This window comes from uncultured Allobosea sp., from assembly GCF_945957345.1.
Classification (GTDB): domain Bacteria; phylum Pseudomonadota; class Alphaproteobacteria; order Rhizobiales; family Beijerinckiaceae; genus Allobosea.
Genome location: NZ_CAMFKW010000063.1, coordinates 1 through 21,548 on the forward strand (window position 1 = coordinate 1; position 21,548 = coordinate 21,548).

General features: G+C 66.7%; 22 protein-coding genes and 1 pseudogene. 13 read left to right on the forward strand and 10 right to left on the reverse strand.

Features of this window, described 5'->3' with window-relative positions:
- Positions 1–1,331: pseudogene (locus tag Q0Q36_RS22290) on the forward strand (hypothetical protein); the annotation flags it as partial.
- Here Q0Q36_RS22290 and Q0Q36_RS22295 read toward each other — a convergent pair.
- Positions 1,332–3,500: a S9 family peptidase gene (locus tag Q0Q36_RS22295; RefSeq protein WP_293801570.1), complete on the reverse strand. Its 2,169-nt coding sequence runs from the start codon at positions 3,498–3,500 to the stop codon at positions 1,332–1,334.
- 331 nt (positions 3,501–3,831) lie between these two features.
- Here Q0Q36_RS22295 and Q0Q36_RS22300 point away from each other — a divergent pair, with 331 nt between their 5' ends.
- From Q0Q36_RS22300 to Q0Q36_RS22310, 3 genes are all read left to right on the forward strand, one after another.
- Positions 3,832–4,248, forward strand: a complete 417-nt coding sequence (locus tag Q0Q36_RS22300) for a MucR family transcriptional regulator (protein WP_265058358.1) — start codon at positions 3,832–3,834, stop codon at positions 4,246–4,248.
- A 399-nt stretch (positions 4,249–4,647) separates the two neighbouring features.
- Positions 4,648–4,950 carry a helix-turn-helix domain-containing protein gene (locus Q0Q36_RS22305; protein WP_293801606.1) on the forward strand — a complete coding sequence of 101 codons (303 nt, stop codon included), beginning with the start codon at positions 4,648–4,650 and terminating at the stop codon, positions 4,948–4,950.
- Positions 4,947–5,735 (forward strand): DUF6456 domain-containing protein, encoded by a 789-nt coding sequence (locus tag Q0Q36_RS22310; protein ID WP_293801572.1) that lies wholly within the window; start codon positions 4,947–4,949, stop codon positions 5,733–5,735. Before Q0Q36_RS22305 ends, Q0Q36_RS22310 begins: the two co-directional genes overlap by 4 nt.
- Before the next feature lie 6 nt (positions 5,736–5,741).
- On the opposite strand, the gene Q0Q36_RS22315 is transcribed toward Q0Q36_RS22310, so the two are convergent.
- Complete coding sequence (locus Q0Q36_RS22315; protein ID WP_293801574.1) at positions 5,742–6,170, reverse strand: SufE family protein; 429 nt, start codon at positions 6,168–6,170, stop codon at positions 5,742–5,744.
- 40 nt (positions 6,171–6,210) lie between these two features.
- Complete coding sequence (locus tag Q0Q36_RS22320) at positions 6,211–6,483, reverse strand: hypothetical protein (protein WP_293801576.1); 273 nt, start codon at positions 6,481–6,483, stop codon at positions 6,211–6,213.
- 327 nt (positions 6,484–6,810) lie between these two features.
- Between Q0Q36_RS22320 and Q0Q36_RS22325 the strand changes: the two genes are divergently transcribed.
- The 3 genes from Q0Q36_RS22325 to Q0Q36_RS22335 are packed head-to-tail and all read left to right on the forward strand — an operon-like array spanning position 6,811 to position 9,554.
- The gene (locus Q0Q36_RS22325; RefSeq protein ID WP_293801578.1) at positions 6,811–8,619 is read left to right on the forward strand and encodes a cell wall metabolism sensor histidine kinase WalK; all 1,809 of its coding nucleotides are present in this window, start codon (positions 6,811–6,813) and stop codon (positions 8,617–8,619) included.
- Positions 8,620–8,633: 14 nt separating this feature from the next.
- Positions 8,634–9,203: a hypothetical protein gene (locus Q0Q36_RS22330; RefSeq protein WP_293801580.1), complete on the forward strand. Its 570-nt coding sequence runs from the start codon at positions 8,634–8,636 to the stop codon at positions 9,201–9,203.
- Positions 9,204–9,218: 15 nt separating this feature from the next.
- The gene (locus tag Q0Q36_RS22335; RefSeq protein WP_293801582.1) at positions 9,219–9,554 is read left to right on the forward strand and encodes a DUF1491 family protein; all 336 of its coding nucleotides are present in this window, start codon (positions 9,219–9,221) and stop codon (positions 9,552–9,554) included.
- A 24-nt stretch (positions 9,555–9,578) separates the two neighbouring features.
- Here the strand turns inward: Q0Q36_RS22335 and Q0Q36_RS22340 are convergent, their stop codons facing one another.
- Positions 9,579–10,712 carry a DUF2336 domain-containing protein gene (locus tag Q0Q36_RS22340; protein ID WP_293801584.1) on the reverse strand — a complete coding sequence of 378 codons (1,134 nt, stop codon included), beginning with the start codon at positions 10,710–10,712 and terminating at the stop codon, positions 9,579–9,581.
- 169 nt (positions 10,713–10,881) lie between these two features.
- Between Q0Q36_RS22340 and Q0Q36_RS22345 the strand changes: the two genes are divergently transcribed.
- Both Q0Q36_RS22345 and Q0Q36_RS22350 read left to right on the forward strand, forming a co-directional pair.
- The gene (locus Q0Q36_RS22345) at positions 10,882–11,091 is read left to right on the forward strand and encodes a hypothetical protein (RefSeq protein WP_293801586.1); all 210 of its coding nucleotides are present in this window, start codon (positions 10,882–10,884) and stop codon (positions 11,089–11,091) included.
- Entirely contained in the window at positions 11,088–11,849 is a 762-nt protein-coding gene (locus Q0Q36_RS22350; RefSeq protein ID WP_293801588.1) for a hypothetical protein, read from the forward strand. Before Q0Q36_RS22345 ends, Q0Q36_RS22350 begins: the two co-directional genes overlap by 4 nt.
- A gap of 2 nt (positions 11,850–11,851) precedes the next feature.
- On the opposite strand, the gene Q0Q36_RS22355 is transcribed toward Q0Q36_RS22350, so the two are convergent.
- From Q0Q36_RS22355 to Q0Q36_RS22365, 3 genes are all read right to left on the reverse strand, one after another.
- Positions 11,852–12,484 carry a hypothetical protein gene (locus Q0Q36_RS22355; protein WP_293801589.1) on the reverse strand — a complete coding sequence of 211 codons (633 nt, stop codon included), beginning with the start codon at positions 12,482–12,484 and terminating at the stop codon, positions 11,852–11,854.
- Positions 12,481–13,056 (reverse strand): DUF1214 domain-containing protein, encoded by a 576-nt coding sequence (locus Q0Q36_RS22360; RefSeq protein WP_293801591.1) that lies wholly within the window; start codon positions 13,054–13,056, stop codon positions 12,481–12,483. Before Q0Q36_RS22360 ends, Q0Q36_RS22355 begins: the two co-directional genes overlap by 4 nt.
- A gap of 72 nt (positions 13,057–13,128) precedes the next feature.
- On the reverse strand, positions 13,129–15,339 hold the full coding sequence (locus tag Q0Q36_RS22365) for a transglycosylase domain-containing protein (protein WP_293801593.1): 2,211 nt from the start codon (positions 15,337–15,339) through the stop codon (positions 13,129–13,131).
- A gap of 205 nt (positions 15,340–15,544) precedes the next feature.
- Here Q0Q36_RS22365 and Q0Q36_RS22370 point away from each other — a divergent pair, with 205 nt between their 5' ends.
- Together Q0Q36_RS22370 and ppdK are read left to right on the forward strand one after the other, a co-directional pair.
- Positions 15,545–16,039, forward strand: coding sequence for a YcgN family cysteine cluster protein (locus Q0Q36_RS22370; protein WP_293801595.1), 495 nt, complete (start codon positions 15,545–15,547; stop codon positions 16,037–16,039).
- Between the two features lie 187 nt (positions 16,040–16,226).
- Positions 16,227–18,911, forward strand: coding sequence for a pyruvate, phosphate dikinase (gene ppdK, locus Q0Q36_RS22375; RefSeq protein WP_293801597.1), 2,685 nt, complete (start codon positions 16,227–16,229; stop codon positions 18,909–18,911).
- A gap of 21 nt (positions 18,912–18,932) precedes the next feature.
- Here the strand turns inward: ppdK and Q0Q36_RS22380 are convergent, their stop codons facing one another.
- Both Q0Q36_RS22380 and Q0Q36_RS22385 read right to left on the reverse strand, forming a co-directional pair.
- Positions 18,933–19,319 carry a type II toxin-antitoxin system VapC family toxin gene (locus Q0Q36_RS22380; RefSeq protein WP_265058374.1) on the reverse strand — a complete coding sequence of 129 codons (387 nt, stop codon included), beginning with the start codon at positions 19,317–19,319 and terminating at the stop codon, positions 18,933–18,935.
- Positions 19,316–19,561, reverse strand: a complete 246-nt coding sequence (locus Q0Q36_RS22385; RefSeq protein WP_293801599.1) for a type II toxin-antitoxin system Phd/YefM family antitoxin — start codon at positions 19,559–19,561, stop codon at positions 19,316–19,318. The genes Q0Q36_RS22380 and Q0Q36_RS22385 overlap by 4 nt, the downstream gene beginning before the upstream one ends.
- Before the next feature lie 101 nt (positions 19,562–19,662).
- Between Q0Q36_RS22385 and Q0Q36_RS22390 the strand changes: the two genes are divergently transcribed.
- Together Q0Q36_RS22390 and Q0Q36_RS22395 are read left to right on the forward strand one after the other, a co-directional pair.
- On the forward strand, positions 19,663–20,400 hold the full coding sequence (locus tag Q0Q36_RS22390) for an HAD family hydrolase (RefSeq protein ID WP_293801601.1): 738 nt from the start codon (positions 19,663–19,665) through the stop codon (positions 20,398–20,400).
- Positions 20,401–20,577: 177 nt separating this feature from the next.
- The gene (locus tag Q0Q36_RS22395; RefSeq protein WP_293801603.1) at positions 20,578–20,862 is read left to right on the forward strand and encodes a hypothetical protein; all 285 of its coding nucleotides are present in this window, start codon (positions 20,578–20,580) and stop codon (positions 20,860–20,862) included.
- A gap of 78 nt (positions 20,863–20,940) precedes the next feature.
- On the opposite strand, the gene Q0Q36_RS22400 is transcribed toward Q0Q36_RS22395, so the two are convergent.
- Positions 20,941–21,435, reverse strand: a complete 495-nt coding sequence (locus Q0Q36_RS22400) for a GFA family protein (RefSeq protein WP_293801605.1) — start codon at positions 21,433–21,435, stop codon at positions 20,941–20,943.
- Between the last annotated feature and the right edge of the window lie 113 nt (positions 21,436–21,548).

Here is a 21,548-nt window from a genome sequence, read left to right on the forward strand (position 1 = left end):
ACGGCTGGCCCTATCTGGTGCTGGAACGCGGCTTCACGCAGGTCATCATCGGCTCTATCGCGAGCAGTGCCGGCCTGATCATGCTGTCGCTCGCCTGGGTCCTGAAAGAAGTTCGTGCGACCCGACGCGCGCTGATCGAGGCGCTTGAGCTTCGCTCCGAGGCACAGACACCCGCGGCTGCGGTACTTCCTCTTTCGCCAGCAATGCCTCCGCGCCCCGAGCTCCCGCCCTTCCCGGGCGCTGCGGCTCCCGCCGTGATCGGGGCTGTTGCCGGCGCTGCGGCAGCGGGCGCCGTGGCCCATGCGCTGACGGCCTCTGAAGGCGAAAGCTCTCCGGCTCCTGCGGAAGAGCCGCATGCATCCGGCGACAGGGACCTGTTCGGCGCGCTCGTGACGCAGCATCTCGCGGAGCCGGACTCCGCCGCCGCCGAGAAGCCCGAGGAGGCTCACGAGAACGAGCCGATTTCGTCAGAGGAAGCCGAGCCTTTGCCCGACATGTTCGACGAGGCCTTGTCGGCGCCGCTGCCGGTCGAGCACGCCGGATCTCCGGTCGAGCTGGAAGCGGAAGGGCATGAGCCCGCGGAACTGGTCGCTGCCAAGGTGCATGCCGCCGATCGGGACTGGAGCTTCCCCCGGTTTGACGAACCCGCGCCCACCGAAGAGCGGCTTGCGGACGAGCCGCCGGCGACACATGGCGAGCCGGTCGAGGCGCCTGCTGCTGCTGAAAGCGGTACCGAGCTTGACGAGTTCAGCGCCCTGCGCGCGAGCCTCGCCGGCCATCTCAATGAGCCCGAGCGCGAAGCCGGCCGCATCGAGCCCTCTTTCTCGCAGGAGGCTGATCCCTTCGCCGTGGCCGAGTCCTGGATGGATCGCGCCTCGCCGCGGCGGGAACCATGGCTCGACACGCCGCCCGTTGCGGAGCCGGAGCCTGCCGCGGAGGTGACACCCCATTGGCCGCCGCGGACGGAAGCCCATGCTTTCGACGAGGCCGCCGAGCCTGCGAGCGACGACATCGAGACGTCGGCGGTTTCCGAAACCGTCGGGTCGGCACCGCATGACGATCAGGTCGATGCCGCCAAGATGGAGCCGGAGCAGGCGGCCGTGCATGCCGAGGTGAGCGAAGCCCAGGTCGAAGAAACGCCCGCGGCTCCGGAGGCTCGCCCCGCGTCCGACGAGGGCATCGTCGGTGCCTATCAGGTCGGCGACGCGCATTTCACGATCTACGCCGACGGCTCGATCCGGGCGCGTACGCCCGATGGCGAATACAGCTTCGCCTCGATGGACGAGCTGAAGGTCTATCTCGCCAGCGAGAAGAGCCGGCTGGGCGTCTGATCAGGCGCCCTTCGCCTCCCAGCCTTCGCCGACCGTGTGGATGGCGAAGGCATAGGCCAGCGCCGTCTCCTTCAGCGAGTCGAAACGCCCGGCCGAGCCGGCATGGCCGGCGTCCATATTGGTGTGCAGCATCACCGGTCCGCCGCCCGTCATGGTTGCCCGCAGCCGTGCGACCCATTTCGCCGGCTCCCAATAGGTCACGCGCGGATCGGTCAAGCCGGCCATCGCGAGGATCGGCGGATAGGCCTGAGCCGTTACATTGTCATAGGGCGAATAGCTGCGGATGGTCTCGAAGGCCTTCACGTCGCGGATCGGATCGCCCCATTCCGGCCATTCCGGCGGCGTCAGCGGCAGGGTGTCGTCGAGGATCGTGTTGAGCACGTCGACGAAGGGCACCTCCGCTACGACCCCCGCGAAGAGTTCCGGCGCCATGTTTGCGACCGCGCCCATCAGCATCCCGCCGGCGCTGCCGCCCTCGGCGACGATGCGTCCGCGCCTTGTGAAGCCGGCATCGGCGAGCGCTCCGGCCGCGGCGATGAAATCGGTGAAGGTGTTGCGCTTGTTCTCGCGCTTGCCGTCGAGATACCAGCGCCACCCCTTGTCGGTCCCCCCGCGCACATGCGCGATCGCATAGACGAAGCCGCGATCGACCAGGCTGAGCGGCCGCGTCCGGAACGAGGCCGACATCGCCGAGCCATACGAGCCGTAGCCGTAGAGCAGGCAGGGGGCGTTGCCGTCGAGTACGAGATCGGCCCGATGCAGGATCGAGATCGGCACGCGTGCGCCGTCCGAGGCCGTGGCGAAGATGCGGCGCACCTTGTAGCTCGCCGGATCATGGCCGGAGGGGACTTCCTGCCGCTTCAGCAAGGTCCTTTCGCCGGTGGCGAGGTCATAGTCATAGGTTTCGGCCGGTCGCGCCATCGAGGCATAGATGAAGCGCAGCGTGTCGGTCTCGAATTCGTAGCCCGCATCCATGCCGAGCCCATAGGCCTCCTCGTCGAAGGCGATGCTGCTCTCGGAACCTGTAGCGAGATCGTGGATGACGATGCGCGGCAGCCCGTCCTCGCGCTCGAGTCGGATCAGACGGCCCTTCAGGCAGACATGGTCGAGGATCAGGCGCCCGGACTTGTGCGCGATCAGGTCATGCCAGTTCTTCGGATCGGGCGCATCGACGGGCGCGGTGACGATCTTGAAGTCTTCGGCGCCGTCGGCATTGGTCAGGATCGCGAAGATGTCGCCGTGATGCTCGAGGCTATATTGGCGACCGGGCTCGCGAGCTGCGACGAGCACGGGCTCAGCCTCCGGCCGGTCTAGATCGAGGATGCGGGTCTCCGAGGTCTCGTGATCCCCGATCGTGATCAGCAGGAAGCGGCCGGACTGGGTCTTGTCGATATCGACGAACATCCCGGCATCGGCTTCGTCATGGAGCAGTTCGTCCTTTTCGACGGGCGTGCCGAGGCGGTGGCGCTTCACCCGTGACGGGCGATGATCGTCGTCGAGGGCAACGTAGAAGAACGAACGGGAATCGCGCGCCCAGATCATCTCGCCCGTGGTGTCCTTGACGAGGTCCGGCAGTTCGTTGCCGCTCTCCAGGTCCCGGACATGGATCGTGTGCAGCTCCGAGCCTGCCTCGTCGGCGCTCCAGGCGAGCAGGCGGTGATCCGGGCTATGCGCGGTATCGCCGAGATCGAAGAAATCCTTGTCTTCGGCCAATAGATCGGCGTCGAGCATGATCTCCTCGCCCGCGCGGCCCTTCAACCTGGCGGTATGACGCGGCTTGCGGCAGATCAGCGGATGCTCGGCGCCCTTGCGGTAGCGCGAATAGTAGAGGAACGGTCCGTCCGGCTGCGGGACGCTCGAATCGTCTTCCTTGATCCGGCCGCGCATCTCCTTGACCAGTTCCTTCTGCAAGGCCCGGGTCGGCGCCATCAGTGCCTTGCAATAGGCATTCTCGGCTTCGAGATAGTTGCGGATATCGGCCGGCAGGACATCCGGCTCGCGCAGAACCTCTTTCCAGTTTTCCGCGCGCAGCCATGCGTAATCGTCGCTCAACGTGACGCCGTGAACCTTGGTCTCCGTGGTCCTGATCTCGGCTTGCGGCGGCGCAGGCGCGCGGCTGCGTCGGCGCGGCGTGGCGCTCGGGGAGTGACGATCCTGATCCTTGCGCATGGCGATCTCCGGCGAGGGAGGCCGACAGGTAGAGGCCGCGGATTGAGCTTGCAAGACATCAGGGCCCGGTGCGGCTTTGATTTTCCCGCTCAGTGCAATGCAGCATCCCGCTGATGAATTCTTGAGCTTTGCATGTCTCAATTGTTGAGGATTGCTGGCTTGCACAACTAAACAGTATCGAATAAACGCTTATCCCGATCAGTCCGCGTTGTCCGATTCTGGGCCGATGGTGCTTGACCCACTATTGGTAGTATTATTCAGGCTATCGGATGCGAGGCGGTGGACGATCAGCGCAGAACGCTACCAAGAACGATAAGGAAGAGACATCGCCATGACCGAGAACGACGGAGCTGACTTCATTGAGCTGACGGCGGATATCGTTTCCGCCTACGTCTCCAACAATTCCGTGCCTGCTTCCGACCTGCCGGCTCTGATCAGCGAAGTTCACTCGGCACTGAGCCGCGTGATCGGTGGCGCCGCGCCGGTGGTGCAGGTCGAGGCTCCCAAGCCTGCCATCCCCGTGAAGAAGTCGATCACGGCCGACTATCTGATCTGCCTCGAGGACGGGAAGAAGTTCAAATCGCTGAAGCGGCACCTGCGCACGCAGTACAACATGTCGCCGGAGCAGTATCGCGAGAAGTGGGGCTTGCCGCCGGACTACCCGATGGTTGCGCCGAACTACGCCGAGGCGCGCTCTCAGCTTGCGAAGAAGATGGGCCTCGGCCAGCAGCGCCGCAAGCGTCGCTGAACGATCTGTTCAGCGCAGGATTGACGCGCTGATCTAGAGCATTTTCGAGCGAAGTGGACACCGGTTCGCGTGAAGAAAATGCGGTAAAATAAAGACCTGGAGCAATTTCAGCAAAAGCGCAAAGCGGTTTTGCGTCCGGAATTGCGCCGAAACAAAATGCTCCGGGAAAAAGCCGCCGATGATCTTGGCGGCTTTTTTTCTTGCGCGCTGCTCCCCGGGGGAGGGGGCGGGGATAAATCTGCCTCAGGGCTTGCCAGACAAGAGATAAGAATATAATCCTATATACCACAAGCCCGCTGGAGGGAGCGGGTCGGCTGTGGATAGGAACATAATATGAACATAGCGGGCGACCAATCACAAGTTGCACTTCGCGCGACCGCTGAGGCGCGCTTGGCGGAAGTGGCCACGGCGGCTGCGGCGCGCATCCCGCTGGCTGGCATGCGCGCGGCGAACCGGGGTCGGAAACCGGTCGCGCTCGCCCGTCAGACGGCGATGTACCTGACCCATGTCGCCTTCGGCCTCAGCCTGACCCGCGTCGGCGTCTGCTTCGGCCGGGATCGCACGACCGTCCGCCACGCCTGCGCCCTGATCGAGGATCGCCGTGACGATCCCGGACTGGAATTCGGTTTGACGGCTCTGGAAACCGCTCTTCTCGCCACGATGGCGAAGCTGGGCAACCAGCCTGTGGAGGCCGGCCGATGACCGCCGAGACCGAACACAGCGAGCGCAGCCGCCTGCTGAAGCACCTCGCCGAAGCCGGATGCTATGGATTGCCCTCGCCGCTGGGCTGCGGTCGGATCGCGCTATACCGGACAGTGAACGGCACGAGCCTGGGCGCCGGTTATGTCGCGCCCGAGACGGTGCAGGCGCTGGAGGCCGAGGGACTGGTCGCCTGGTCGAACGATGCGAAAGCCGCCCGGCTTGGCCTCGCTCCATCGACGCGGAAAGCGCCGTTCGCGGAGAAGGCGCAATCCGGGGAGCCGCCGGCTCCGTCCATGGACGATCGCGAAAGCCCGCTGCTCTGGTTGTACCGCCGCCCCGGGAAAGATGGCAGGCCTCAGATCAGCGACGAGGAATTCGCGGCGGGCGAACGCTTCCGGGCCGATATCACCCTGGCCGGGATGCTGCCGCGCACGACGATGAACTGGGACGCGGCACTGACGCCCGAGCAGGCGGGAGCGGGACCGCGCGATGCCGCCGGTTCGTCAGACACCGCACTTGCGGCGCGCCAGCGCGTGAGGCTCGCCTGCGACCGGCTGGGTCCTGAGTTGTCGGGGCTCGCGATCGATATCTGCGGCTTTCTCAAGGGCCTCGATCTGGTCGAGAAGGAGCGCCGTTGGCCGCCCCGCTCCGCCAAGGTCGTGCTGCGTGTCGCGCTGGCAGCGCTCGTGACGCATTACGGGCTGGATCGCCGCGGTCGCCGGACGGGGATGCGGAGTTGGCAGGCGGACGGGGCCCGGCCGAGCGAGTTCCCGATGCCCGGCTGAACCGGCTCAGGCCGCAGCAGCAGCCTGAGCGTCGCGCTTGATCCGGTCAATCATCGCGCGCACACCGTTCGAGCGCTGCGGCGTGAGATGGGCGGCGAGGCCGAGGCGTTCATAGATGGCGAAGGCGTCGGTCGCGAGGATTTCGGAGGCTGGCCGCCCCGAGAAGATCGCCAGCGCCAGTGCGACGAGCCCACGCACGATATGGGCGTCGCTGTCGCCGACGAAATGGAGCCGGGTCTGCGGCCCGCTGCCGTCTTCGCGATGGGCGACGAGCCAGACCTGGCTGGCGCAGCCGCGCACCTTGTTGGCGTCGACATGGTCGTTCTCGGGCAGGGGCTCGAGGCTCTTGCCGAGTTCGATGAGGTAGCGATAGCGATCGTCCCACTCGTCGAGCAGTTCGAAATTCGCGACGATGTCGTCGAGGCTTGTCGTCATGCCGGGCCTCTTCCCGCGATTGCGGGGGAGCGTCAAGCGCTCAGCGCTGCGGCGGCGCCTGTTTCCCCGTCATCGCCGTCGCTGCCGCATGTAGGATACGCTCACGCAGCACCGGGTCCATCCCCGCCAGGATCTCCGCCGCCTCGCGCGCCGCCGTCAGGCTGCCCGCGACGTTGCGGGTCTCGGTCCGGACGGCCTCGGTGGCTTGGCGCACGGCCTGCGGCAAGGCCGCATCGGCCGGCTTGCCGCTATGGACCGGCGAGTTCACGGCGATCAGGCCGATGATCGCGATCTTGCGCAGCAGATAGGCCATGTCGGTCTCCGTCGTCGGCGCCTTCCTATGCGCCGCGGGATCAATCTAGGCCGGAATCCGGAAAAATCGCGTCATTCCGAACGCTCAAATGCGTGTCGAATGCGACGGCTGATCTTCAGCTTCCGTTCACCTTGCCGCGAACATCGGAATGTGCCGAAAAAACCCGAGCATTTGATATAACTCTATGAAAAAACGTCTGAAATTCTGGTCTCAGGGCGGCTGGGCCTGCTTTCGGAGCCGTTCGCCTTTAAGCCCCGCTTAAACCGGCCATGGCGAGATGCGCCGAGCGGATGGGGGTATCCGCGACAGTAAGGCGTTGCGTTCCGTATGGTGATGACAGCATTGAGGACACAGGCGGCGGCACTGGTGCATGCATCGGTGCAGTCCGACACGGCGGAAAGGCAGCGTCATGAACGTTTCGTTCTGTCGCGCCTGCTCGTCGGCGGCGGCATGCTTGGTCTGGCTCCCGCCTATCTGGCCTGGCGCGGCGCGCCCGGCGCCTTCGAGGCTGCCATGATCGTGGCTGCCGCGCTGGCGGTTCTCTCCATCGCGTTCGTCTCTCGCACGGGCCGCCTCGATGCGGCGCATGCGCTGTCCTCCACCGCGCTCTCCCTTTTCATCGTGGCACTGGCCGGCGCAACCGGCGGCCTGTCTTCGCCCTTGTTGCTCTGGCTCGCGGTCGTGCCGGTCGAGGCAGCCTTCTTCGGTTCGCGTGGCTTCATGCTGCGGGCTGGATGGATCGCGGTCGGCGCGCTGTTTGCCGCCATCGGGCTGCAATGGTTCGGATTGTTCGCTGAAGCGACGCTCTGGACCGGCGAGGCGATGCCGCTTCTCGCGATGTCCGCGCTCGCTCAAGCCTTGGTCGTGACGGCTGTCCTGCTGCGCCGTCGTCATGCCGAGGAGCGCGAGCACCGCATCTCCGATGCGCGATCGCAGCTGCTGCTCGACCATGTCGGCGATCTCGTCACCTGGCACGATGCCAGCGGCGCGGTCGTCTTCGCCAATGCGGCTGCGCGCACGCTGGCCGGTGCCGATCCGCGCGAATTGCTCGGACGCGGCCTGTTCGAGCGCGTCCACATTGCCGATCGGCCGATCTTTCTGAAGGCGCTGAGCGATGCCGCTCATGGCGAGGAGGGCGTAACGGCCTCGTTCCGCACACTCTTCGTGCCGCGCGAAGGCGCGGGCGAAACCCGCCTCCCGGTCTCGCTCTGGCTGGAAATGCAGGCCTGCCGTGTCGCGGGTGCGGCTGCCGCCGACGGCGCGGCCGTCGTCTGCGTGATGCGCGACGTCACCGAGCGCCGTGCCGCCGAGGAAACCCGCGAGCGCGGCCATGCCGAAGCGCTGCGCGCCAATGACATCAAAGGCCAGTTCCTGGCGACGGTAAGCCACGAACTGCGCACGCCGCTGAACGCGATTATCGGCTTTTCGGAGATGTTGAGCGACGAGAACAATGGCTGGCTCGACGCCGAGAAGCGCCTGGAATACGCCCGCATCATCCATGCGTCCGGCCATCACCTGCTCGATGTCGTGAACACGCTGCTCGACATCTCGAAGATCGAGAGCGGCGCGATGGCCATCGAGCGCGAGCCGCTCGACCTGACGGCGATGGCGCAGGATTGCTGCACGCTGATGGCGTTGCGCGCCGAGACCGGCGGCATCGCGCTGGAGCGCGTAGTCGGTCCGGGCCTTCCGGCGATGGACGGCGACCGGCGTGCGCTGAAGCAGGTCGTGCTCAACCTGCTCTCGAACGCCATCAAGTTTACTCCGGCCGGTGGGCGGGTGACGCTGGCCGTCGTGCGCGATGGCGACACGATCGATCTCTCCGTCTCCGATACCGGCATCGGCATCGCCGCCGCCGATCTGCCGCGGCTGGGTGATCCCTTCTTCCAGGCCAAGGGCGCCTATGACCGGCCGCATGAAGGCACTGGTCTGGGTCTCTCGGTCGTGCGCGGGCTCGTTGGCCTGCATGGCGGCCGCCTGACGGTCGAGAGCGCGCCGGGCGTCGGCACGCGCGTCTCGGTCCGCTTGCCGGTCGGTGGCGCAGACGGCGTCGAGCAGCCTGCCAAGATCGTCACTTTCGCCCGGGCGCCGCGCCGGGGCCTCGATACCAAAGAACCTCTCCGCCTGACTGCCTGAAGACGAGCTGACCGATGTCCGTGACCATGGCCGCCCGCGCCCATTCAGGCGCTTCCCTCTCCGCACCGGTGCGCCGCGCTCAAGCCGCGCGCCGCAAGCCCTCCTGGTTCGGCCGGGTCGCTCGCGTCGCCGGCAAGCGGCCGGGCCGGGCGCTCGTGCTGCTCGCCTTCGGCATCGTCTCGCTTGCCATCGTCGCCAATGCGCTGATGTTCCAGAAGGCGCGCCATCCGGCGCCGATCCTCTCGCACGCCACTCCCGTTTCGCAGCCACGAGCCGCCGCCGAGCGCCGCGCCGAGCCTGCGTCTGCCCCTGCTGTGGAAGCTCCCGCGCAGCCGATCCGTCCGCCGGCTCGGCCGAACGATCTCTCGCAGACGCAGCAGGCTCGTGAAGCGCAACCTCGCCCGCCGGCGCCGGTCCCCGCTGCGCCGCGCGCTGCAGCACCCGTTGCTCCGGCTCCTGCGGCCCGTGCTGCTGCGGCTCCTGCTCCCGCGCGCGATCCGATCGCCGACCTGATCAACGGCGATCTACGCCCGCCGGCGGATGTCAAAGCCGCCAACCGCGCCGGCGCGGCACCGCGCACCTGATTCGCGGCGCGTGACATGGCGCGCCTGACCAGCGATTTCTGGGTTTCGGCCTATCTCCGGCAGGCGGCTCTCGATGGCTTCGTCGCCGTGTTGCGCCGCCGTGGCGCGCGCGAGGCCGGTGCCATCTTCGTCAAGCTCGACCGACTGGACGGCACCGCTGCCCTCTACGGCCCGGCGCCGCAGGCTCTGGCCGAGGATGATGGCGAGCGCCGCTTCCAGCTACTGCTCGATGCCGATCCCCTTGCGATCGAAGACCGCGTTGATCGCGAATTGCGCTTCGACGGGGATCTCTGGCTGGTCGAGATCGAGAACCGGGCGGGCGATCCGCGGCTCGTACTGGTCGCAGATTGAAACAATTTCCCTGAGCGAGGTGGTTTAGCCGCGCTCGCGCTTCGCCCCGATCTTTCCGAGAACCTCCGACATCGCCGGCTGTGCTTCCGGCCGGGCGTTGCCGGCGCGCGACGGCGTTCCGCTCGGGTCCATGGCGGGTTGATGCTGGCCACGTCGTTGGGGCGCCGCCGCCGTGATGCCGGCGATATGCATCGCGAGGCGAAAGGCGATGGCGGGTCTTGCCGAGCGCATCAAGGCGACCAGCGCGAAGATGCGCTCGACCGAATGGGCCGCATCGTCGCCGAGCCGGATCAGGAAACGCGTGGCTTCTTCCACCGTTGCACCGCAGGCGGTGAGAACGAGTGCGGCGAGATCCCGCGAGGTATCGGCCGCGATGGCGACAGCGAGCGTCGCGCCGCCGCCGAGATGGTCGGCAATGGCGGCGAAGGCGGCGCCGCGATCCTCGGCGGCGAGGTCGAGCCAGCTGGCAAAGGTCGGGCCGGACAGCGCAGGGCGCCTTTCGCTGGGATGCAGCGCTTCGCGCGCCATCAGCGATTCGAGGATCGCGAGGCGTCGTTCCGCTCCGGCATGGAGGAAAAGCGGCGCGAGCTCGAGATTGGACAGGTCGGGACGCGCGAGCAGGCCGGGCCGATAGGCCGGCTCGATCCGGCCCTTTGCGATCAGGCTGTCGACCGCGGAGCGCGGCATCGGCGCGCTGTGATTGGCGATCAGCGCGAGGTCGAGTTCCCATCGGTCGTCGGCAACGAGCATGGTGACCGCCTGGGCGCTGAGATCAGGCCGGACGGCCAGTGCCGCGCGCATCGCCTCGCCACCGGTTTCGGCGAGGCGCTCGAGCTCGGCCTCGGTCAGCGGCATGCCGTGCCGCACCATCTCCACCAGCACCGCCCCGCCCTTCGCGGCGAGCCCCGCCATGATCGGCGCGGGCGTATGCGGCCAGCCGGCGAGCTTGCGCGCCAGGATGAGCGCGGTCGCCTCGTCGATGCCCGGCAGCAGCGCTTCCGCCAGGGCGTTGAAGGCGACGAGGTCGTCCAGCGGCGGCTGGGGCGTCGAGAGCAGGAGATCTGCTTTCACCCGCAACGAGATCGGGCTGAGGTCGAGCCCGCCCTCGCGCGCCAGGCGTGCGAGATCGGCGAGTTCCTTGGAAACGGATGCAGGCATGGCAGGCTCGGAGAGGGAAACCGATGGTTGAGCAGCATTAATCCCCGACCGTTAAGGCCGCGTTAACCATGTCCGGGCCTGATGGGCTTGCGGGGCGATGCGACACGGTGCTGCCCGCACCTCGCTGATTCCTGCGTTGCAACTCTGGCGCTGGATAAGGAGGCGCATCATGGCCGTCGTCATCCCCTTTGCGCCGCAGCGGCGCCCTTGGCAGGGTTCTGCCTGCTCCCTTCCGCCGCAGACGGCGGAGATCCTGTTCTTCACCGGCGTGCGATACGAGCGCGCGCCCGAGGTCCGGCCGCCGGCCACGAAGCCTTCCGCCGCCACGCGAGCCCGCAAGGTCGCAACGCGCAAGAGCGCCCGCAGGCAGCCTGCGTGACACGAGGACCGGCCAAGCTGCTGCTCGCCTTGCTGGCGGCTGCGTCGATCTCGGCCTGCACCGCCACGACGGGGGATTTCGGCCGGCCGCGGCCGACGGTCTGGTCGCAACTGATCGCGCCCGAGGCGGGCTTCTGGTCCGCGACCTTCCGCGACGAGCAGGCCTCCTATTTCCGCCTGACCGATGACGAGGAGCAGATGCGCGACCGCGCCTGGCGCTTCGTCATGCCGTCCAGCCCGAACAGCGTCTTCCAGGGCGAGGTCTCCAATCTCGCCCATAGCCGCATCCTGCCGGTCGCGGCCCAGTCGACCGACGTTTCCGACTATTTCCGCGGGCTGACCGGGATTTCCTTCGCCTCGCAGGCCTCGCGCTACAATCGGCTGGCCGAGGATGCCAATGCCGATCGCCTCCTGATCGGCCCGTTCCGCGCCAATGCGGGGCGCGTCGTGAATATGGACCGGGTTCGAATGCGGACCGTCGAGGGCTCCCCCGATGTGCCCGCCGACAAGCAGGCGCCCGCCTATGCGCGCGTCGTCGAGAACGAGGGGCTGGTCTTCTGGGTTTGCGAGCGCGTCGATTTTCGCATCCGCAGCTACCGTTACGCCCTGGCCAATCTCGTCGTCGAGATGCCGTCGCGCGAGGCGGTGAAGGCAGAGCGTGCGATCATGGCGCTGGAGATGGAAGCAAGGCCTCTCTGCCAGATGCAGCTCAATGACGCCTTCGGCGAGGGCAAGCGGCCGGTCGTCTACAAGGGCTAACCTTAGTTTGCCGCGCCGCAGGCGACGCCCGTCGCGAGAGCCTCGGCATCGGCCCGGTCCGAAGGCAGGCGCAGCAGCACGCGCGCCACGATCAGGCCCTGCTCGGTGTCGGAGACGACGCGCAATTCCCGGCTGGTCTCGCCCTCGTCGTCGGCAGCGATGCGCTCGTCTCGCTGGGCCTCGGTCATCACCAGGAATTCGAGCGTCCCGCGGATCGCGGCGCGGTCGGTGATGGCGTAGAGCACGCCGCCGCCCTGCCGGTGCAGCGTCAGGCCGAGCGGCAGGGAACCGGTACGGGCGACGATCCGCATCGGGCCGGCCGAGAGATCGTAGCTGCAGATGGCGGTGACGACATCAGGATCGGCCTCGCGCAGGGCCGGCAGGCCGCGGGTATTGCCGGGAGCGGGAATCGTCTCGGCATGACCATCTGTGCCGAGCTCGCGATAGGCATGGGCGGCATCGTGGCGGGAGAGGGCTGGGATCGCCAGGATCGTGACGATATGCACGATGGCCGCGAGGATCAGCCCGGCCAGCGTCGTCATGGCGAAACGCGCGAAACCGGCGTGCAGGCGCGGCCGCCAGCCGGCAAAGGGCGAAGGGCGCCGCTCCGGCGGGTCGTGGCTGACGGCGCTCATCGGCAATCGACGCGCGCGATGCGCGGCAGGTTGGCGGCGCGCGTCTCGCCTGTCTGGCTCGAGATCGGCGTGTCGTAGAGTCGCAAGCGAATCTGGAAGCGACCGCTTGCCGGTAGGGGTAGCCAGTTGCCGGCCTCCGGCGTGGCTGCGGCGATGATGGCGAGCCCGCCATCCTCCGGGCGGACGATCTCCGAATCGGTGAAACTCGTCCGTTCCAGCGGCAGGCGGAACGGCAGGCCGTCGCCGTCGGTAATCCCGATGGTCCAGCCGCGCGTCGTCGGCGTCGCGCCGGAGAGCCGGTAGCGGCAGCGCCCGTCCAGCGGCTGCCCTGCCTCGTCCCGCTCGGCGATCAGCTCCAATCCTTCGCCGGAGCCGAGCGGCAGATGCACGCCGCGGGCGAGATAAGCACGCATATAGGGATCGACATCGCGGCTGCCGCTGCCCGGCCAGGCCGTCCAGGCGCCGACCTCCACCCGGCCGATCGCCGGGCGTCCGGCCACCGCCCAATGCGCGGTGCCCAGTCCGAGGCAGCCGCCGAGGGCGAGGATATAGGCGAGGTCGAGAATCCGCACGCTGTCCTTCCGCCTGGCACTTCGCAGGGCGAGTTGACCCGCCGCTCTGATGATCGTCAACAGTCCGGGGCGTCAGCGGACCCTGGGCTCGCTGCCGGTGATGTCTCGGGCGCCGACTTGCATGGGGCGGCTGGCGACACGCCGCGGCTCGACGGCCTTGAACATCGAGCTGACCGCCGAGAGCACCTCGAAGGACTGGCGCGGCATATGACCGGCCGAGGCACCGGGCGACGGCGCCGCGCTGCCGGCCTTGGCGACCGCCGCGCCCTTCGGGTCGGCGGCGGGTACGCCTGGGATCGGCTTCAGCTCCAGCCCCTGATGGGCGAACTGCATGATCTCTTTCCACGTCATCGCCGGCAGCGAGCCGCCGGTCATGTTCGCGGTTTCGGCGGAATTGTCGTTGCCGAACCACACAGCGCCGACGAGATTGCCGGAATAGCCGACATACCAGGCGTCCTTGTAGCCATTGGTCGTGCCGGTCTTGCCGGCGGTGACGACGCCGTCGAGCGCGGCGCGCCGGGCCGTGCCCTCGGTCGGCACCTTCGAGAGCATGAAGTTCATGTCCTGCGCCACCTGCGGGCTCAGCACCTGCTTGGGTTCCGGCTCGTCGCGGTCATGGCGATAGATCACCTCGCCCTGTGAATTGGTGATCTCGATCGCCGCATAGGGCTTGGCCCGGCGCCCGCCATTGGCAAGCACGGAATAGCCGGCCGCCATGTCGATGACGGTGACTTCGCCCGCGCCGATCGGCAGCGAGACCGTATCCGTCAGCGGGGTGGTCAGGCCCATGGCATGAGCCATCTCGACGATCTTCTTGCGCCCGATCGCGGCGGCCCGCGCCTCATGCGTCTCGCCGGTCGCCTTGCCGATGGCGATCGACATCTGCACCGGAATCGAATTGATCGACTTTGCCAGCGCGACGGTGAGCGGCATCGAGCCGGAGAACGAGCCGCCATAATTCTTCGGGCACCAGTTGCCGATGCAGACCGGCCGGTCGGTGACGATCGTGTTCGGCTTGTAGAGCCCGGCTGAGAGCGCGGTGGCGTAAACGAAGGGCTTGAACGAGGAGCCCGGCTGGCGCTGGCCCGCGGTCGCGCGGTTGAACTGGCTGGCACCATAATCGCGCCCGCCGACGATGGCGCGCACCGCCCCGTCCGGGTCCATGATCACGGTCGCCGCCTGCTTCACGCGATAGGCCGGCCCGTGCTGGCGCAGGATCGACTCGATCGCCTCGTCGGCCCGCTCCTGAATTGCGATGTCGTGCGGCGTCTTCACCGTCAGCACGCGGTCGGGGCCGAGCTTGCCTTCGGCGGCGAGCTCCTTCACCGCGTCGAAGGCCCAGTCGAGATAGTAGTCGGGGCTGGAATCGCGCTTGCGGTCGACCGGCGTCGCCGGGTTGCGCTTGGCGCTGTCGACCTGTCCCGCCGTCATGAAGCCGGCATCGACCATGGCGTTGAGCACGTCGTTGGCGCGCGCACGAGCCGCCGGCAGGTTGACATGGGGGGCGTATTTCGTCGGCGCCTTGAACAGGCCGGCGAGCATCGCCGCCTCGGCCAGCGAGACGTCCTTCACCGACTTGCCGAAATAGTACTCCGCCGCTGCCGCCGCGCCGAAGGTGCCGCCGCCCATATAGGCCCGATCGAGATAGAGCTTGAGGATTTCGTTCTTGGTCAGCCGCGTCTCCAGCCACAGGGCGAGGAAGGCTTCCTTGATCTTGCGGTCGAGCGAGCGCTCGTTGTTGAGGAAGAGGTTCTTGGCGAGCTGCTGGGTCAGCGAAGACCCGCCCTGCACGACGCCGGACGCGCGGGCATTCACCGTCACTGCTCTCAGCGTGCCGATCAGATCGATGCCGAAATGGTCGTAGAAGCGGCGGTCCTCGGTGGCGAGCACGGCCTTGAGCAGATGGTCCGGCATCTCCTCGAGCTTCAGCGAATCGTCGTGCCGCGCGCCGCGATGGCCGATCGGCGCGCCATAGCGATCGAGGAAGGTGACGGCCAAAACCTGGCTCCTGAGGGCTTCCTCATTGCCGATCCGGAAGGCCGGCAGCGCCAGAGCCAGCACGAAGATCGCAACGACGATGCCGATATTCAGGCCCTCGCTGGCGAATTCGGCGGCGATGCGCTTCCCGCCGTTGACGGTCAGGCGATCGGCGATGCTGCGGATGCGCTCATGGATTTCGCCGGCCCGGCGCCCGGCGCCCCACAGGCCGGCATCAAGCCACGAGTCTGCAGCGAGCGCGAAGCGCTTCAGCCGCGTCCTCCAGCCAGCCTTCCTGAACTCCATGGCGGTTCCAGGCTTCCGAATAGCCCCCGGCATAAGTCCTGCCGTGTGGCTGCCCACTTGGCAACAGCAGAGCGCCCGGGAAGGACAGATGGGGATGTCCTGCGTCCGAATAAGAGGCGGGACGGTAAATTTCTTGGGTAGCGGCGAGGCATTTGCGGGCGGGAATGGCCTTCCATCTTGCCGCCGGCGGGCGCATAAGCCTGCCATGACGCAAACCCCGCCCAAAGAGCAGTCCTTCTGGCTGACGACGCCGCTGGAGGCGATGTCGCGGGAGCAATGGGAATCGCTCTGCGACGGCTGCGGCCGCTGCTGCCTGGTCAAGCTCGAGGACGAGGATACCGGGCGCATCTTCGCGACCGATGTCGGCTGCCGCCTGTTCGAGGCCGGAACCTGCCGCTGCCGGGACTATCCGAACCGCTCTCAGAAGGTGCCGGATTGCGTGACGCTGACGCCAGAGGAAGTCCGCACGCTGCCCTGGTTGCCGCCGACCTGCGGCTATCGTTTGGTCGCCGAGGGCAAGGACCTGCCCTGGTGGCATCCGCTGGTCTCCGGCGATCCCGAAACGGTGGTCGCGGCCGGTATCTCCGTGCGTGGCCGCGTCTTCGCCAATGAGGACGAGATGCCGGAGGAGGAGGTCGCCGAGCGCATCGTCAACTGGCCTTTGCGCTGGCCCCGGGCCGCGCGGGGGAAGGGAGTCTGACGCAACCCGGCCGGGCTATTGCGCCGCATCAGCCGATGCTGCACACGCTCATTGATTGTTCATGTCGGTTTGGGCATGAGCGCCTCATCCCCGCTGTCGATGACCAATGGTCATGGGCGGCACGCACACGAAACTTTCACGCCGGCGCGGCGTTTGCCTCGTCCGGTTGAACAGAAGAGGCTATGTGATGGCAGGTGGGAAGTGGGTCTACACCTTCGGCGACGGCAAGGCCGAGGGTGAGGCGGGAATGAAGAACCTGCTCGGCGGCAAAGGTGCGAACCTGGCCGAGATGAGCAATCTGGGTCTGCCCGTGCCGCCCGGCTTCACCATCACCACCGAGGTCTGCACCGCCTATTACGACAACGGCAAGAGCTTCCCGGCCGAGCTCGACGGGCAGGTCAAGGCCGCGCTCGCCGGCATGGCCAAGCTCACCGGCAAGACCTTCGGCGACCCCGCCAATCCGCTCCTCGTCTCGGTCCGCTCCGGCGCGCGCGCCTCGATGCCGGGCATGATGGACACGGTCCTTAATCTCGGCCTCAACGACGAGACGGTCGAGGCCGTCGCCAAGGCCTCGGGCGACGAGCGCTTCGCCTGGGACAGCTATCGCCGCTTCATCACCATGTATTCCAACGTCGTGCTCGACGTGGACCACGGCCTCTTCGAGGAGGCGCTGGAGGACTACAAGGAGCGCAAGGGTCTCCATCTCGATACCGACCTGTCGGCGGCCGACTGGAAGCTGCTCGTCGGCAAGTACAAGGACATCGTCAAGAAGGAGCTCGGCTCCGACTTTCCGCAGGACCCGGAGAAGCAGCTCTGGGGCGCGGTCGGCGCCGTCTTCTCCTCCTGGATGAATGCCCGCGCCATCAAATATCGCGAGCTGAACAGCATTCCGGCGAGTTGGGGCACGGCGGTCAACGTTCAGTCGATGGTGTTCGGCAATATGGGCGACACCTCCGCGACCGGCGTTGCCTTCACCCGCAATCCCTCGACCGGCGAGAACGCGCTCTATGGCGAGTTTCTGATCAACGCGCAGGGCGAGGACGTCGTCGCCGGCATTCGCACGCCGCAGGACATCACCGAGGCCGCGCGTATCGAGGCTGGCTCCGACAAGCCCTCGATGGAACGGGAGATGCCGGAGGCCTATGCCGAGCTCTGCCGCATCTATGGCATCCTCGAGAAGCATTACCGCGACATGCAGGACATGGAGTTCACCATCCAGGAGGGCAAGCTCTGGATGCTGCAGACCCGGTCCGGCAAGCGCACTGCCAAGGCGGCGCTGCGCATCGCGGTCGAGCTCGCGACCGAAGGCCTGATCACGCAGGAGGAGGCCGTCGGCCGCGTCGAGCCCGGTGCGCTCGACCAGCTCCTGCACCCGACCATCGATCCCAAGGCCGAGCGCCGCGTGCTGACCACCGGCCTGCCGGCCTCGCCCGGCGCTGCCGCCGGCGAGATCGTCTTCAATTCTGACGATGCCGAAGCCGCCAAGAAGGCCGGCAGGAAGGTCATCCTCGTCCGCGTCGAGACCTCGCCTGAGGATATCCATGGCATGCATGCCGCCGAGGGGATTCTGACCTCTCGCGGCGGCATGACCTCGCACGCGGCGGTGGTCGCGCGCGGCATGGGCAAGCCCTGCGTCTCCGGCGCCGGCCAGCTCCGCATCGACTATGCCAAGGGCACGCTCTCGATCGGCCCGACCACGCTGAAGGCCGGCGATTTCGTCACCATCGACGGCGGCAACGGCCAGGTCCTGCTCGGTGAGATCAAGATGCAGAAGCCGGAGCTTTCCGGCGAGTTCGCGACGCTGATGGGCTGGGCCGACAAGGTCCGCCGCCTCAAGGTCCGCGCCAATGCCGAGACGCCGGAGGACGCCAGGACCGCTCGCGAGTTCGGCGCCGAGGGCATCGGCCTCTGCCGCACCGAGCACATGTTCTTCGACGAGGGGCGCATCCAGGCCGTCCGCGAGATGATTCTCGCGCAGGACGACAAGGGCCGGCGCGCCGCGCTTGCCAAGCTCCTCCCGGTGCAGCGCCAGGATTTCGTCCAGCTCTTCACCATCATGAGCGGCCTGCCGGTGACGATCCGCCTGCTCGACCCGCCGCTGCACGAGTTCCTGCCGCAGGGCGACAAGGAGATCGGCGAGGTCGCATCCGCACTCGGCGTCACGCCGGACGCGCTGCGCCAGCGTGCGGCCGAGCTGCACGAGTTCAACCCGATGCTCGGCTTCCGCGGTTGCCGCCTCGCGGTGGCTTTCCCCGAGATTGCCGAGATGCAGGCCCGCGCCATCTTCGAGGCGGCGGTCATCGCCGCCAAGGAGACCGGCAAGCCGGTGATCCCCGAGGTGATGGTCCCGCTCGTCATGGGCAAGCCCGAACTCGACCTCGTCAAGGCTCGCATCGACGCCATGGCCAAGGCCGTGATCGAGGAGAGCGGCACGAAGATCGACTATCAGGTTGGCACCATGATCGAACTGCCGCGCGCTGCCTTGCGCGCTGCCGAGATCGCCGAGAGCGCCGAGTTCTTCTCCTTTGGCACCAACGACCTGACCCAGACGACGCTCGGCATCAGCCGCGACGACGCCTCTTCCTTCCTCGGCTCCTACACCGCCAAGGGCCTGCTCGACGCCGACCCCTTCGTCACCATCGACCAGGACGGTGTCGGCGAACTGGTGAAGCTCGCCGCCGAGCGCGGCCGTAAGACCCGCTCGGGCATCAAGCTCGGCATCTGCGGCGAGCATGGCGGCGATCCGGCCTCGATCGGCTTCTGCGAGAGCGTGGGTCTGGATTACGTCTCCTGCTCGCCCTTCCGCGTGCCGATCGCCCGCCTCGCCGCCGCGCAGGCGGCGCTCGGCGCGATCAAGCCGAAGGACGGTTGAGGGCAGAACCGCTCTCTCCCATCAGACCCGCAGGATCGTTCCGGGATAGCGGGCGACGGCTTCATCGGCCGTTGCCAAGGTCATGCCTTCGACCATGGCCTGCGCAACCAGGATGCGGTCGAACGGGTCCTTGTGCAAAGGCGGAAGGTCGAGCGTCGCGACCGCATGTCGGCTGTCGATGGCGAGTTCTTCATAGCCGTTGTCGAGCAGGCCTCGACGCAGGAGGCGAGGGTCGACCGTGAAGTCGTCGCGGTCGAGCCCACGCTTGATTGCGACTTCCCAGATGCTGGCTGCACTGAAGAAGAGGCTATTGCCGGCATCTTCGATGACAGAGCGTGCCCGCGTCGAAAGCTTGCTGGAACCCAAGGCGAGCCAGAGCAACAGATGCGTGTCGACCAACAGCTTCATGGGTTGGTGCCGAACATGTTCGCGATCTCGTCTTCGCCCATGCGATCGAAATCATCCGGCACTTCGAATGCGCCGCTCAGAAAGCCGATCCGGCGCATCCGGCTCTGATCGGGTGCGTCGACGGGTACGACCTTGACCATCGCCTTGCCGGCTTTGGCGATGATAAAGCTCTCGCCCTTGGCGGCGCGCTCGACGAGGCGGGACAGATGGGTCTTCGCTTCGTGGATATTCACGATGTCCATGGTTGCCTCGCTAAACTTAGTTTATTGAACTTAGTTCAACAGCCGTGAAGTGCAAGCGTCCGTTTGAGGGGAGATGATTTGATGGCGATAAGGCCGCGGATATGCCGAATCTGACCACCATCGGCTTCGACGCCGACGACACGCTCTGGCAGAACGAGCAGTTCTTCCGGATGACGGAGGATCGCTTCGTCGCGCTGCTTGGCGAGCACGGCGAGGCGGCCGAGATTTCCGGGCGCCTGCTCGAAGCCGAGAAGCGCAATCTCGGTTTCTACGGCTTCGGCATCAAGGGATTCGTGCTCTCGATGATCGAGACGGCGATCGAGATCACGCGAGGGCAGGTGCCGGCCTCCGTCATCGGCGAGATCCTCGCCGCCGGCCGCGAGATGGCGGCTCACCCCGTCGAGACCCTGCCGCATGTGCGAGAGACGCTGGAAGCGCTCGCCGGCGACTACCGGCTGGTGATGATCACCAAGGGCGACCTCTTCGATCAGGAGCGCAAGCTCGCCCAGTCCGGCCTCGGCGATTTCTTCCAAGCCGTCGAGATCGTCAGCGACAAGCAGGCGCAAACCTATCGCCGCATTTTCGCGCGCCATGGCGACGGCGCCGAGCGCGCGATGATGGTCGGCAATTCGCTGAAATCGGACATCCTGCCGGCGCTGGAGGCAGGCTCCTGGGCGGTCCACGTTCCTCATGAGCTGACCTGGGCGCTGGAGCATGCGGAGGAGCCGAAAGATGCCTTGCGGTATTGCCGCCTGGCCCACCTCGGATCGCTGTCGGAGCACATTCGCGAAGTGAGCGGATCTCTTGAAAGGAGATCGAGGTCAGTTTCCGATGAATGACTGTTCATGTTATTGAGGGTGCGGTATGATCTGGCGGTGCGTGTTCAAGTGAATTCTTTACGTTGAATAGAGTGTGTGCTCGATTTTTGTATGAATGCTGGATGAATGACCAATTTGTAATTTGAAGGGCGGAGCGCGAAAGCTTAGATTGTCCTCATCCAATTGATGGAGGCAGTCATGCTCAAGGTTGTGGTTGGCGCCGCTGCTCTCGCGATCGCGACGGTTGGCGGCATGGTTGGGTCGGCGCAGGCGGCGGATGGTTGCGGTGCTGGTTGGCATCGCGACGTCTACGGTTTCTGCCGGCCGAATTATCGCCCGTATGTCTACGGAGGCCCGGTCGTCGTCGGCCCGGTTTGGCGTGGTCCTGCCTATCATGCCTGGGGCCCGCGGCCCGGCTGGCATCGCGGCTGGGGTGGGGCGCGCTGGCATGGCGGCGGCTGGCATCACCGCTGGCGCGGTTGAGCCGGGCGTGACGCCAGGTTGAAGGCGTTGCTGGAGAAGCCGGCGCTGCCGGCTTCTCCCATCCGGCTGCAGCGTCGCTTACTCCACCCATAATCCGCGCTTGCGGTGCCAGTCCTCGATCGATTCCTCGGGGTATTCATCGAAGCTCTGGTCGTTCGGCCCGATGGCAGGCTCGACCCAGCCGGCCTTGAACCGCAGCATGATATGGGTCTTTTCGGGCGCGCGCGGCAGATGGCTGTCGATCGCCGAGGCGAAGGGGTGCAGCAGTTCCGGCCAGCGCGGATCGAACAGCCAGAGCGCGGTGCCGCAATGCGAGCAGAAGCGGCGCTGGGCTTGTGAGCGTTCGCAGCGGCCATCGTCATCGCGGATTTCGGCGCTGAACGTTCCGACCTTGTCTTCGCCCTCGACCTTCAGCGTCCCGGCCTCGGCCGAGAGGTTGATCGCGAAGCCGCCGCCGCCCGCAGTCTTGCGGCAGATCGAGCAGTAGCAGAGCTGGTAGGGGACGGGGGCGTGGCTCTCGACCGAGAAATGGACGGTCCCGCAGCGGCAGGAGCCCTTGAGGGTGATCGGCATGGCGCGGCCTCCTTTTCAGCCAAACACTGGCTCGCCCGCTCTGTTCCCAGTGCGGTTTGGCCCCTTGCTGGACCAATCTTGCATTTCGTGCTATCCGCACCGATGTATGACGA

Coding starts and splice junctions, on each gene's coding strand:
- Q0Q36_RS22295 (WP_293801570.1), bottom strand. CDS start 3,500: ATGCGCAAGGATCAGGATCGTCACTCCCCGAGCGCCACGCCGCGCCGA.
- Q0Q36_RS22300 (WP_265058358.1), top strand. CDS start 3,832: ATGACCGAGAACGACGGAGCTGACTTCATTGAGCTGACGGCGGATATC.
- Q0Q36_RS22310 (WP_293801572.1), top strand. CDS start 4,947: ATGACCGCCGAGACCGAACACAGCGAGCGCAGCCGCCTGCTGAAGCAC.
- Q0Q36_RS22315 (WP_293801574.1), bottom strand. CDS start 6,170: ATGACGACAAGCCTCGACGACATCGTCGCGAATTTCGAACTGCTCGAC.
- Q0Q36_RS22320 (WP_293801576.1), bottom strand. CDS start 6,483: ATGGCCTATCTGCTGCGCAAGATCGCGATCATCGGCCTGATCGCCGTG.
- Q0Q36_RS22325 (WP_293801578.1), top strand. CDS start 6,811: ATGGTGATGACAGCATTGAGGACACAGGCGGCGGCACTGGTGCATGCA.
- Q0Q36_RS22330 (WP_293801580.1), top strand. CDS start 8,634: ATGTCCGTGACCATGGCCGCCCGCGCCCATTCAGGCGCTTCCCTCTCC.
- Q0Q36_RS22335 (WP_293801582.1), top strand. CDS start 9,219: ATGGCGCGCCTGACCAGCGATTTCTGGGTTTCGGCCTATCTCCGGCAG.
- Q0Q36_RS22340 (WP_293801584.1), bottom strand. CDS start 10,712: ATGCCTGCATCCGTTTCCAAGGAACTCGCCGATCTCGCACGCCTGGCG.
- Q0Q36_RS22345 (WP_293801586.1), top strand. CDS start 10,882: ATGGCCGTCGTCATCCCCTTTGCGCCGCAGCGGCGCCCTTGGCAGGGT.
- Q0Q36_RS22355 (WP_293801589.1), bottom strand. CDS start 12,484: ATGAGCGCCGTCAGCCACGACCCGCCGGAGCGGCGCCCTTCGCCCTTT.
- Q0Q36_RS22365 (WP_293801593.1), bottom strand. CDS start 15,339: ATGGAGTTCAGGAAGGCTGGCTGGAGGACGCGGCTGAAGCGCTTCGCG.
- Q0Q36_RS22370 (WP_293801595.1), top strand. CDS start 15,545: ATGACGCAAACCCCGCCCAAAGAGCAGTCCTTCTGGCTGACGACGCCG.
- ppdK (WP_293801597.1), top strand. CDS start 16,227: ATGGCAGGTGGGAAGTGGGTCTACACCTTCGGCGACGGCAAGGCCGAG.
- Q0Q36_RS22380 (WP_265058374.1), bottom strand. CDS start 19,319: ATGAAGCTGTTGGTCGACACGCATCTGTTGCTCTGGCTCGCCTTGGGT.
- Q0Q36_RS22385 (WP_293801599.1), bottom strand. CDS start 19,561: ATGGACATCGTGAATATCCACGAAGCGAAGACCCATCTGTCCCGCCTC.
- Q0Q36_RS22390 (WP_293801601.1), top strand. CDS start 19,663: ATGCCGAATCTGACCACCATCGGCTTCGACGCCGACGACACGCTCTGG.
- Q0Q36_RS22395 (WP_293801603.1), top strand. CDS start 20,578: ATGCTCAAGGTTGTGGTTGGCGCCGCTGCTCTCGCGATCGCGACGGTT.
- Q0Q36_RS22400 (WP_293801605.1), bottom strand. CDS start 21,435: ATGCCGATCACCCTCAAGGGCTCCTGCCGCTGCGGGACCGTCCATTTC.